The sequence below is a fragment of the Xanthocytophaga agilis genome (assembly GCF_030068605.1).
GTDB classification, from domain to species: Bacteria; Bacteroidota; Bacteroidia; order Cytophagales; family 172606-1; genus Xanthocytophaga; species Xanthocytophaga agilis.
In genome coordinates, this window is sequence record NZ_JASJOU010000004.1 from 326,181 (window position 1) to 339,321 (window position 13,141).

The 13,141-nt window shown below is 36.7% G+C and carries 7 protein-coding genes; 6 read left to right on the plus strand and 1 reads right to left on the minus strand.

Annotated elements, in window-relative coordinates; all coding sequences use genetic code 11:
- The 6 genes from QNI22_RS14590 to QNI22_RS14615 all read left to right on the plus strand — a co-directional run bounded on the left by QNI22_RS14590 (window position 1) and on the right by QNI22_RS14615 (window position 10,052).
- Window positions 1-1,515: a SusD/RagB family nutrient-binding outer membrane lipoprotein gene (locus QNI22_RS14590; protein ID WP_314511626.1), complete on the plus strand. Its 1,515-nt coding sequence runs from the start codon at window positions 1-3 to the stop codon at window positions 1,513-1,515.
- Between the two features lie 31 nt (window positions 1,516-1,546).
- Window positions 1,547-2,407: a BT_3987 domain-containing protein gene (locus tag QNI22_RS14595; protein ID WP_314511628.1), complete on the plus strand. Its 861-nt coding sequence runs from the start codon at window positions 1,547-1,549 to the stop codon at window positions 2,405-2,407.
- Window positions 2,408-3,571: 1,164 nt separating this feature from the next.
- Complete coding sequence (locus tag QNI22_RS14600; RefSeq protein WP_314511630.1) at window positions 3,572-6,763, plus strand: SusC/RagA family TonB-linked outer membrane protein; 3,192 nt, start codon at window positions 3,572-3,574, stop codon at window positions 6,761-6,763.
- Window positions 6,764-6,834: 71 nt separating this feature from the next.
- Window positions 6,835-8,382 (plus strand): SusD/RagB family nutrient-binding outer membrane lipoprotein, encoded by a 1,548-nt coding sequence (locus QNI22_RS14605; RefSeq protein WP_314511632.1) that lies wholly within the window; start codon window positions 6,835-6,837, stop codon window positions 8,380-8,382.
- 17 nt (window positions 8,383-8,399) lie between these two features.
- On the plus strand, window positions 8,400-9,281 hold the full coding sequence (locus QNI22_RS14610) for a BT_3987 domain-containing protein (RefSeq protein ID WP_314511633.1): 882 nt from the start codon (window positions 8,400-8,402) through the stop codon (window positions 9,279-9,281).
- A 51-nt stretch (window positions 9,282-9,332) separates the two neighbouring features.
- On the plus strand, window positions 9,333-10,052 hold the full coding sequence (locus tag QNI22_RS14615) for a hypothetical protein (protein WP_314511635.1): 720 nt from the start codon (window positions 9,333-9,335) through the stop codon (window positions 10,050-10,052).
- A gap of 73 nt (window positions 10,053-10,125) precedes the next feature.
- Here the strand turns inward: QNI22_RS14615 and QNI22_RS14620 are convergent, their stop codons facing one another.
- The gene (locus QNI22_RS14620; RefSeq protein WP_314511636.1) at window positions 10,126-12,969 is read right to left on the minus strand and encodes a M16 family metallopeptidase; all 2,844 of its coding nucleotides are present in this window, start codon (window positions 12,967-12,969) and stop codon (window positions 10,126-10,128) included.
- Window positions 12,970-13,141 lie beyond the last annotated feature (172 nt).

Consider the following 13,141-nt stretch of genomic DNA (forward strand, 5'->3'; position numbering starts at 1 on the left):
ATGAAGAAATATATTTATACAATTGCATTGGCTATTTCGCTGATTGGATTGAGTAGCTGTGAAGGTTTTCTTGATGTAAATGATAATCCTAATCAAGCTGTTTCATCAACACCAGACTTAGTAATTGCTGCAGCTTTAAATAATACAGCTGCTCGCCTTGCTCACCATGAAATAGGTGCTTTCTGGGTTGGACAATGGTCTCCTACCGGTAGTGTTTCTGGTTTTAATGAACAGAAAACCTATGATATCACAACTAACTTTCTGAATGGAACTTGGATAGGTATATATGACAACCTGCAAGATTATCTATATGTAGAGCAAAATGCTGCCAATAGAAAAAGTTTAAGTGGTATAGCCAAAGTTATGAAAGCATACAACTATCAGTTATTAGTTGATATGTATAATAATGTTCCTTATTCAGATGCTTTGAAGGGAACCGCATCTATACGGCCACAATATGATGAAGGACAAGTGATTTATGATAACTTAATCACGGTGTTGGATGATGCAATCGTAGATTTGACAGTTCCTGTTTCTGGAGATAATCCTTCTGCTGGTTCTGCTGATATTTATTTTGGTGGCAACATAACAAAATGGCGCAAATTTGCTAACACTTTAAAGCTGCGAATACTTCTCCGTCAGATTAATGTTGCTGGAAAAGAAAATTACATTAAGGAACAGATTGCCAAAATTGCTGCAGAAGGTTCTGGTTTTTTAGGTGCAGATGAGAATGTATTATCTAATCCTGGCTATACCAAATCTTCTGGCAAGATGAATCAGTTCTACGAATCTTATGGATTTACTGCCGCAGATAAAAAAGCAGGAAACAGAGATTTCTATTGCTATTCTAAGTTCTTTGTTGATAATATGAAGAGTACAAATGATATGGCTCGTTTGGCTCGTTTAGCAACTACAGCTACAGCTGCTCCTTATACTGGACAATACAGAGGACCTGAATTTGGAGAAGGAAATGATGACTATCTGGCTACAAAAGTTTCTTTATTTGGACCTGCTATTGCTGATCCTCCCAAGGCACTTGATGGTACAAATGATAATGGATATGCAAGAGCTATGGTAGTAATGACTGCTGCAGAAAGCTTTTTTCTGCAAGCTGAAGCTGTACAGAGAGGATATTTATCTGGCGATGCTAAAACTTTGTTTGAATCAGGTATAACAGAATCTTTTAAGCTTTTAGGTGTTGCTGATGCTTCTACTGCTGCCTCAGATTATTACAATCAAAGTATTTCTAATGTTAGTTGGAATTCTTCTAGTGATAAGATCGAGGCAATTGTTTATCAAAAGTGGGTGGCTTTGACAAGTTATAATGGTTTTGAAGCTTGGTGTGAATACAGGAGAACAGGTGTACCAGATGTTCCTCTTTCTACACGTGCTATAGGTATTCAACAGCCAGTAAGAATTTTGTATCCTGCTTCTGAATATAGTACCAATGCGGCTAATGTAAAAGGACAAGGGACAATCAGCCAATTTACAAGTAAGATATTCTGGATTAAATAAATTAACTATTCAAATGTATTGATGAATAATTATGAAAAGACATATTCACGTTATTATAGCTTTTTGTTTCCTTGTCTTTGGTCTTAGTTCGTGTCTTGAAGATATTGGATATACAGATATTGTAGAGTCGAAGAATGCACAAATGATTGCAAGCTTTTATGGCTCTCAAGGAGGTAATCTTTTAGTCGAAAAATTTGTAGTTGATTCTGCTAAGGAAGTAGAATTAACAGTAACTGTAGCTGGTCAATTTGCTCCTGACAAAGAATATGCTGTAACCGTTAGCGGGAATCAAGCTGCTTTGGATAAGTATAATAGCATTTATCGTATACCTAATGGAGATGAAGCATATACATTGTTACCTGTTGAGGCATACACAATTGAAGGGCCGATTGTTGTAAAGAAAGGCGAAAAGGATGCCTCTTTTAACGTAGTTGTTACTGTACCATCTACCTTGGATTTCAGCAAAGATTATGCGTTAGCATTGGCAATTACTGATGCTTCTGGTGCAACAATCGCGAGTAATGTAGGATATACAGTTATTGCTATTACTGGTTTGCCTAATGCATATGAAGGTGATTACCATTCTACTGGATTTTTTCAGCATCCAACATTACCCAGAGATATAAATAGGGACAAGCATTTGAGTTCTATTGACAAATTTACAAGTGAAACCGAGTTTGCTGATTTAGCAGGAAATTATAAGATGTGGTTGAAAGTAAATGCAGATAATACTGTCACTATTACCCCTAAAGAAACTGCAGCTACTGTAAGTAGTTTTCAACAAACTGGTACTAACAAATATGATCCGGAAACCAAAACATTTACATTGAATTATAGATATGTAGGAGGTAATGGCGATCGGATTATAAATGAAACTATAGTAAAGAAATAGAGCTGTATGATTTCGAATCCTTCTTCTTTGCTTTTAAAATTTGGTAAAATAAAAGTATGTGAATTATAGAAGGAATAATCTTACAAGTGTTTTATTTAAAAAGCGGGACAAATTTATATTTGTCCCGCTTTTTTGCTTTCTGTACTATTTTCTATTATTCACTCTATAGTGTTTTATTTAATCCTGAAGGATTACAGTTTAATACTTTTCTTGTCATTCTTTTTAGTATTTTTTCTGGATATATATACTGTCATATCTATTGGTTTTGAGTTTAACTCATCTCTACTTCCTGTAACCCATCACCTGACTTCCTCTCTTTAGAATTAATCATACCCTTCTGATTTAGTATTATCATCTAATGTATTGTCTACTAATTTACTCTAAATGATGACCTCTGTTATCTGAGAACTTTTAGTTTTTACTATAATCCGCATTTTACAATTTAAAACGATTTCATTTTGTGTTTATGCCTTTGGCTAGAAGTTTTATAAAAGCTAGTAGATGTTTGCAAAATAAAATGCTGATAAAAAGTATATCAAAATAGTGTAAGGCTATGACCGGAAATCTTAGAAGATAAGGTCGAAATTTTAGTAAATAGTGAGTGGGTAATGTGGTTTATAGAGGCTTATATATACATAGGGGATAGGAGTTAGTAGGGTAGTTTTCAGGTCTTTTGAAGCAGAAACACAAATAGATGTATTTGTATTTTATCTATTTTATTTAGTACATAATATTAGTTGAGAATCTATATGATGGCAAACATGAGTAATAGTTAGTCGATCAATTAAAGTGAGAATTACCAAGATAGTGAAATTTATTTCTATGTATTGTTTGTTGATAATTTGGTTTTTTATTTATTTAGCGAAATAATTTTAGTTAATGATCAATATTGCTGTATTAATTTATTGATTATTCGTTATCTGTAGTTTTTTTTTCTAATGCTCATAAGGTGTGGTTTACACATTTGTGTACCCCAGTAAATACCTTATAACAGAATAATATCTACAGACATATGAAAAGCAGCATAAAAGTTAATGATTGTTACTAAAGCCTCGAAGTATAAATTGTAATATTTTAAGATCTTCTACCAATGAACAGAAAAGTGATGACCAGCTATTGATTAAATCATATACTTCAAACTAATCAAACTTTAAACCTTAATTTATGAGAAAACTTTTACTAGTAGGTTTTACATACCTGCTATGTGTTGGGCTTGCCTTGGCTCAAGACAGAACGATAACCGGAAAGGTGACAGATGCAACAGACGGGACACCTCTGCCTGGAGTAAGTGTTAGTGTAAAAGGAACTACCAAAGGGACTACTTCAAGTTCAACAGGTACTTATTCTCTAACTGTTGGAGATGGAGATAAAGTATTGGTTTTTTCCTTCATTGGATTTAAAGCGCAGGAGGTAGAGATTGGAAATCGTTCTTCTGTAGATATTAAGCTAGCACAGGATGCTACTGAACTAAGTGAAGTAGTTGTAACAACTGCGGGTGGTCTTCAGGCAAGAGTTAGAGAACTGGGAACTTCTCAAACTATTTTAAAGTCACAAGATATTACAGGTGGTAGAGCTGTGAACCTTGCTGGTGGTCTTCAGGGTAAAGTGGCTGGTGCTCAAATTAATGCAACAAGTAGTGGTGTTAATCCTGATTTTCGTATTGTACTTCGTGGACAACGTTCTCTTACCGGTAATAACCAGGCATTAGTTGTTATTGATAATGTTATCGTTCCTAGTTCTGTATTGGGTACACTTAATATGAACGATGTAGAGTCTGTTAACATTCTTCAAGGTGCGGGTGCTGCTGCTATTTATGGATCTCAGGCTTCCAATGGTGCTGTGATCATTACAACAAAAAAAGGAAAAGATGGAAAGGTTGATATTACTGTTTCTCAAAATGTGCAGTGGTCTCAAGTTGCTTTCCTTCCAAAAATTCAGGAAGGTTATGGGCCAGGCGGTTCTGCTTATGGAATAGGTCCTGATGGAAAACCTGTTTTCAATTACCTGGAAAATCAATCCTATGGTCCACACTTTGATGGGACTTTGAGACCACTTGGGCCAAAACTAGAAGATGGTTCTCAGTTATATTCTACATATGACTTTAAACCTGGTCATGATGATTTCTGGCAGACTGGTTTAATTAATCAGACAGATTTTTCTCTTTCGTCTGGTGATGAGAAATCAAGCTTTTACATTTCTGGTCAATATGTGAGTTCAAAAGGTACAACACCTGGTGATAAATATACTCGTGGTAATATTCGGGTGAATGGTACCAGAAAAGTAGGAAATACTGTAATGGTAACTTATTCCACTTCTTATGCTCCTGACCATTATGACGTTTCGTCGGCAACATCTAACATTTATTCTAACATGTTAAATATGCCTTCAAATGTGGATATTACTCAATTTAAAGATTGGAGAAATAACAAGTTCTCATCTCCAAATGGTTTTTATAACCCATGGTATCAGAACCCATATTTTATGGCAGATAATTATAGAAGAGATGAGAGAAATAAGTATCTGACTGGAAATCTGGAAATAAAATTTACTCCTATAAGAGGTCTTGATCTGATTGCCCGTCAAGGTATTTCTTCTCGTTTTTTTACACAAAAGCAATTCAATGGGGCTTACAAGTATAGCGATTACGCAAAAAATACCGATCAAAGTTCAAAAACAGATATTCCAGCGAGTGTAACAGAAACTGCTAACAATTCTACTCAGTTGGTTACTGACTTACTTGGGCAATATGATAAGCACTTTGGTGTAATTAATGCTAATTTAGTTGCTGGTACTCAGTTGATTGAAAATACAGGTAGATATCTGACAACAGGAATTGGTGGATTGATTGTAGATGATCTATATAACTTGAGCAATGGTACTGGTACTCCAGCCTATGCAGAAGCTGAATACAAAACTCGTTTAGTTGGTGTATATGGAAAACTGACTTTAGGTTATAAAGATTATTTGTTCTTAACTGCTAGTGGCCGTAATGACTGGGATTCAAGATTGAATAAGGAAAATCGTTCATTCTTCTATCCCTCTTTAGAAGCTTCTGCTATTCTGAGTGATATCTTCCCTGAAATGAAAGCAAGTGGATTGATTAACTATGTTAAATTGAGAGGAGGTATTGCAAAAACAGGTCAGGTTAACTTAGGTGGTTTGACTGGATTTCCAGGAAACTTCTCCAATTTTGGAGCTTATTATACTCTGCCTACTTTTAGTAGTAATGTGAGTTATGGCACCAACAATGGTTTTCCTTATGGTAGCCTAGCTGGATATTCTGTAAATAACTCTTTAGTAAGTACTGATCTGAAACCTGAGTTTACCCATACGTATGAAGTTGGTTTAGATTTCAATCTGTGGAATGATAAAATTACATCTGCTGTAACTTACTTCCATAGCCGTACAGATAATCAAACTGTTACTACAAGTGTTTCAAATAGTACAGGATATAATGCTTTAACTACAAACGTAGGTGAAACAACATCAGAAGGGGTTGAATTTCAATTACATGTAACTCCAATTAAAACTCCAAACTGGACTGTAACGGTTGGTGGTAACTATTCATACCTAAATAACCAGGTAAATTCAATTTCTGCGTTATTACCTTCTTTATCTTTAGCTACTTCTGGAAATGCTAATTCTTCTGCTGTTGCAGGTCAGTCGTTCCCTGTAATTATGGGTCTGGATTATCAACGTGATCCACAAGGACGTGTCATTGTGAACAAAACAACAGGACTTCCTTCTGCCACAACTTCCAATGTGATTTTAGGAAATGCTACTCCTAAAAATCGTTTAGGCATGGATGCAGTTGTAAATTATAAAAACTTCCGTTTCTCTATCTTATTTGAATACCGTAGTGGATACAAAGTATTCAATGGGATTGGTACTGAGTTAGACTGGTCTGGAACTGGTTACAGAACCGCTTTATATGGACGTGAAAGTTTTGTATTCCCTAATTCAGTTTATCAGGACGGAACAAACACAGATGGTTCTCCTATCTATGTTGAAAATACAAATGTGACCATTGCAAACGGAAATGGAAATAATGGTTTCTGGTCTGATGGTATCAACAGAAACGTTACCTCAAATTATATTTCATCTGGTAACTTCCTGAAACTAAGAGAAATTTCATTGTCTTATGATCTGCCTGGCAAGTTTACTGGTAAAGTGCTGAAAGGCGCTAACATTAGTGTACAAGGAAGAAACTTGTTCCTGTGGATGGCAAAAGACAATTACTATACTGATCCTGAATATAGTTCAGCAGGTGTGACAGGCAATGGGTCTGGTTTGAACGACTTGGGACAAACACCTCCTACCCGTTATTATGGGGCAACATTGACTTTGAGACTGTAATTGGTTGAGAAGAAGCTTGTCAATGTTTCAGGAAGAAATTGATTTTAGACATTAATTTGAAAGAATTAAAAATGAGAAAATTATCGATAGTAATTTGTTTGTTTGCTGCAGTATTGTCATCCTGCAACAACTATCTCGATGTAAATAAGAACCCTAACGCACCAACTGCAGTAACACCAGAACTGGTATTACCACAGGCTCTTACTGCTACTGCCCTTGTGTTGAATAACTATAATACATATGGGAGTCAATTGGGTGGTTATGCTGCCAACGCTGGCGGATATGGTGGTTTTAATGAAAACGTATCGTATGCATTTACTCCCAACAACTACAGTGGATTATGGGCTGTTACATATGATAATCTTGAAGATTATCAATATATAATCAACCAAACTGCCGATGTTGATGCAGATATCTATTTCAATGCTGCTGCAAGAATAATGCGTGTATACGATTTTCAATTGTTAGTAGATACATATAATAATGTACCTTATACAGATGCATTGAAAGGTGCTGATATGTTAACTCCAACTTATGATAAGGGCGAAGATATTTATGTAGGCCTTGCTAAAGAACTGGATGATGCTATCGCTGCTATTAAAACCGGACAGGCTGCATCTGTGGCTCCAGCTGCTATTGACAATTATGATGTTTTATTTGGCGGAGATATGACTAGCTGGATTCAACTTGCTAATACAATCAAGTTACGGCTTATGGTCCGAGCTAATGGCAAGGTTACTTTTAGTAATACTAGTTTTGATCCAGCGGGTTTTCTGACTACAGATGCCCTGATAAATCCAGGTTATACTCGTGATAATAACAAGCAAAATCCTTTATGGAATACTTGGGGATTTGCCTATAATGGTTCTGCTGGTAATAAAGCATGGATTCCTTCCACTTTCATCCTGGCATTCTATGATGGTACAAAGCTAAAAGATCCAGGTAGAGGAGCTAAAATGTATTATCAATTTCCGTCTACTGGAACAAACCAACTTGGTTTTGAAAGTACTGGTATCCCTAAAAGTCCTGATGGCAGCTTCTGGTATCCAGGTACAGAAAGAACAGGAACCGTAGCCGGTGGATCTACAGGTGCATTGAAAGGGCCAGATGCCGGATACCCTCTTTTTACAGCTGCTGAAAGTTATTTTCTGCAAGCAGAAGGGGCTCTTGACAATATTCTTACCGGTGATGCAAAAGCTTTGTTTGAATCTGGCATTACTGCTTCATTTGAATATGTATATATGCTCCCTAATGGATCATACTCTGGTACTCCAGATGCTGATGCTGCAAGTTATATTGCTAGTAATTCTACTTCCAGACTTGTGAATTTTAATCTGGCAACTACCACAGAGCAAAAGAGGGAGGCTATCGTTACCCAAAAATATATTGCACTTAATATGGTAAACAGCCATGAAGGATGGAATGAGTACAGAAGAACAGGTTATCCTGTTGTATCTGGAACTGCTGCCACAACAACATTTGCCTCAACTGTATCTCAAAGTACCCGTCCTGATAGATTACCTTCCCGAATTCTATATCCAGCATCAGAGATACAATATAATCCAAGCAATGTTGAAACTGCTGATTCCTTTAACTCTCTAATCTTTTGGGCTAAATAACTTATTAAACAGACTATATGAGATTCAATATATTAAAATATCTGTGCTTGTTGGCATTTCCTGTAGTAGCAACCTCTTGTCTTGATGGTGACCCTATGAATATGCCTCCAGATGGAACATCACCAATTGTGATGATGACTTATAATCCTGATGGCGGTACTACTGTTAACTCTGGTCTTCAATACTTTGCTAACTCTGCTTTGCTTAATGATCCTGCGCATCCTACTTTTACCGCGACATATGCAGTGACTATTCAGGGTAAGGTTAACAAAGATGTAGCATTTACTATTGATACCCCAGAAGAGGCTTTAGATGATTATATTGCTACAGATAAGATCAATTATCAGATGATGCCTGATTCTGCTTATGAGTTTGTTAATACTACTGCTACTATTAAATCAGGTGAGACTTATGCGGAGTTTCAAGTAAAATTCCATCTGGACAAAATTGATTTTACTAAAGATTATATGCTTCCTGTTACTGCTGTAAATGATGCAGGGCTTCCTACTAGTTCAAATCATGGATTTGTATACTTCCATGTTGTTGGTAATCCATATGCTGGTGCTTACAAATCTACTTATACCCTAGAAAGAGCAGAGTCTGCTTCTGCTAACTATGTTGAAGATCCTAAGGTTTTGGTTGCACAAGATAAGGAAGTATTGAAGCAACAAGCTGGTAAGCAGCCGTTTAGTAATAATACTGGTATTACATTCCTATTCTATGTAAACGAAGATAATACTGTTACTATTGAAAGTGATCCAGAAGCTGCTGTACAAATAACTCCAAGTAGTAAAACTTCAACATATGATCCTGCTACAAAAACATTTCATCTTTACTATGAATATTTAAATACAGCAGGTAATTACAGAAGATTTAGTGAAACGCTTGTGAAGAAATGATAACAGGTAGTATAGAATTTAAGGTGACTTTAATTTTAATAAATAGCAATTATGTTTAAACGAATATATAATTACGTTCCACTTGTCATTGGTGCTCTATTAGCATTATCTTCCTGCAAGGATGATGATGATGATAAAATAAAGACATATTCTTCATTGGTTGAGGTAACGAATAGCTCGCTACAGTTTGATAAATACAATATGAATTTATTGTTTTCGGTTGATGGTGGGCAGACTTTTGTTGACTACCCTCTTATTAAACCAGGACAAAAGTACCAGGTAAAAGTGCATAATTCCGGGTCTGATTGGTTTTCTGCTGGTGCAGATCTTACCACTGATGATCATTATACCTTTGATTGGTCTGGGTCTGATCCTAAACCTGTAGGTACTGGTGATAGCGGTGTTGCTGAGTTTGTTGCAGGTAAAAACAATAGTGTACTTCTAAAGGTTTCAGATGCTTGTCCTTATAGTGCTTCAGATTGGGCAGGTACTTACTCTGCTTCAGAAGATGGTGGAAATGCATATCCTGTAACTCTTACGGCAGATCCTAGCGTTCCTAATCGATTTGTTTTGGATAATTTTTATGATAGTGAACTAACTGCATATATAGATTTTGATCCAACAACAGGCACTGTTAAATTTCCTAATCAGACTACTGGTGGAGAAGATATAACAGCTTCATCTGGTGTTTATAAAAGCTGTACAGGAGAGATAATTATAAAGTTGCATTTTGATGGAGGTGATTGGTACTACAGTTTAACAAAAGACTAGATCTTATAAAAAAGAGGCTACTTTAAGTAGCCTCTTTTAGTTTAGATTATAAGAGCAAATTACGATAGAAGTGCTACGGCTTCTTATTCCCTGCTGCCTGTGCTGGTTTTTCTTCCTGTGGCATTCCCATCTTTTTCTTTGCTTTCTCAAAGTCTCCAGCTTTTACAATACTGATCTTGGAAGGATCTATATACTTCTTCATTATCGCATTGATTTGTTCTGGAGTAAGTGCTTTGACTTTATTCTCAAATTCTTCGTCCCATTTAAAGGTTCTGTTGTAGGTGAGGTTATCTTCCAGTTTGCCTGCTATGTAACCATCCTGAGCTCTGGATACCTGATTATTTTGTAACCAGCCTTTTTTTGCTTCTTCTATTTCCTGTTTGGTAAATCCTTCTGTCAGTACTTTCTTTATTTCTTCCTGAAAGGCTACTTCCAGCTTACCTGCATTTTCTGGCGCATAGATTGCATATGCTCCCCAGCCTCCAATTTTATCTTCGGATTGATCTGCAAAAGCATAAGAACCTACACCATAACTGATTCCATCTTTTTGACGGATTCTGGTTGCCAGACGTGAGTTAAGAAAGCCACCTCCAAGAATTTCGTTGCCTAATAAAAGTGCTGGATAATCAGGATCATTATCATTGATAGGAAGTTTTACCTGAGCAAAAAACATAGCATTCGCTTTATCAGGTGTTTCAAAGGATTTATTGATGGCTGCAATATCCTGGTAGGTTCTGGTTAAACGACTATAAGGTTTGGGACTCTTCCAGTTTGCCAGAGATTGTGTTACAAGATCTTTTATCTCTTTCTCGTCAAAATCTCCTGAAATAGCCAGATTTGCATTAGATGCTCCATAAAAATCTTTATGGAATTGTTTAATCTGGTCTATAGTGAGTGCGTTAAGTTCAGCTATTTGTTCATCAAAGGTGAAATTATATCGTGGATCACTTTTAGGAAAGGGGTTTATATATCTGTTAAGCTCTGTATAGGCTATACTCTGTGGATCAGACTTTTGTTCTTCAATCTGAGCCAGCTTTTCCTGCTTCAGTTTTTCCCACTCTTCGACAGGGAAGTTAGGTGTTTGGATAAACTCAGAAACTAATTTCAGCACAGCAGGCAGGTTTTCCCGTAGTGTTTCAATATTTACTACACATTTATCTGCCCCTCCATAGACATATACTCGTGCTTTCAATTTGTCTAGTTCATCCTGGATCTGTTGGCGTGTGTGCTTCTCTGTTCCTCTCATTAACATAGAAACTACCTGAGATCCTACAATACCTTTGTTTTGCAGACTATTTATATCTCCAAATTTAAGTACTAACTGAGCATTTACAGAGTTGCCTCTTGTTTTCTTTGAAAGCAATGCCATTTTTACTCCACCAACTGTTTCCCGTTTGGTCCGACTTTCAATATTGGAAGGCGATGGATCAAATACTTCTCCTTGAGCAATTGCTTCACCTCCTTTATAGTCTTTCAATAAAGAAGCAATATCTGGAGCAACTGGTATCTCTGCACGATCCGGATTTTTAGTAGGTATAAATTCACCAAGTGTCCGATTGGATGGTTTCAGATAATTCTGGGCTACTCTGTGCACATCTTCCGGAGTCACTTTCTGAATCTGGTCCCGTGTATAGAAAAATAACCGCCAGTCTCCCTGCGCAATATATTCACTTAAATTTATACCAAAATCCTCGGGAGAGTTGAGAGTGAGTTCAGCATTCTTTGACATTTTATTTTTAATACGATCAACCTCTTCCTGAGAAGGAGTATACTTTGCAAAATCATTAAGGGTTTTTACAAAAATATTTTTAGCACTATCCAGGGAAGATTCCAGACGTATACCTGCATTGTATACAGCTACTCCAGGTTCACGCAAGGCAAAATTGTATCCATATACATAGCTGGCCTTCTTCGTTTCAACCAATGACTTATAGAGCTTTCCTGATGGTTCATCTGTGAGTAATTCTGTCATTACTTCACATGCTGGAAAATCAGCATGTGCACCTGCTGGGATGTGATAAACTGCGCACAGTGCCTGAACGTCTCCTGTACGTTGAAGAGAAACAAGCCGTTCTCCATCCTGAGTGGGTTCGTCTGTATAAGTAGTTTGTAATTTACGGGTTGGTTTAGGGATTACACCAAATTTTTCGTTTACAAGCTTTAGTGTTTTTGCTTCATCAAATTTACCGGCAACAAGTAAGATCGCATTATCTGGCTGGTAATAATTGCGATAAAAAGCTTTTAATCTGTCAATAGGTACTTTTTCAATGTCAGCCCGTGCACCAATGGTTGAGTTACCATAGTTATGCCATAAATAGGCTGATGAAACAGTTCTTTGCATCAGTATGTTGGATGGGTAGTTTTCTCCCATCTCAAATTCATTTCGAACTACGGTCATTTCGCTTTCCAGATCTTTTTTAGCAATAAAGCTATTGACCATCCTATCTGATTCCATATCGAGAGCCCAGTTGAGATTCTCATCTGTTGCCTGGAATACTTCAAAATAATTTGTTCTATCAAGCCAGGTCGTACCATTGGGATTACATCCGTGTGCGGTGAGCTCCTGAGCTACGTTGGGATGCTTAGTTGAGCCTTTAAACACAAGATGTTCCAATAAGTGAGCCATACCTGTTTCTCCATAATTTTCGTTTCGTGAGCCTACCAGATATGTAATGTTAACAGTAATAGTTTGTTTGGACTGATCTGGAAACAATAGAACCTTCATGCCATTGGACAATGCATATTCTGTAATTCCTTCGACAGAAGTGACCTTAACAGGAGCTGAAACCTTAGCCGTTGTACCTGATGTTGGTTTGGTTGTGGTTTTGGATGTTGTCTTGCTGGGAGCCTGTGCAAAGCTATTGATAGCAAGCAGTACCCCGGCAATTGCCAGAGAGATGGGTGTTGTGTGTTTCATAATAGAGTAAAAATGAAATAGTTGTAGATGGGAAAGGGGAAGTTACATGTAAGATTGTAAAAAACCTTATAAAATCAGATGTTTTTATCTGTATAAGCCAATATAGCTATCAGGATGTTAGCATGAAATCCTGGAAAAACTCAAAAAGTTTATTTGAACTTTTGTTATACAA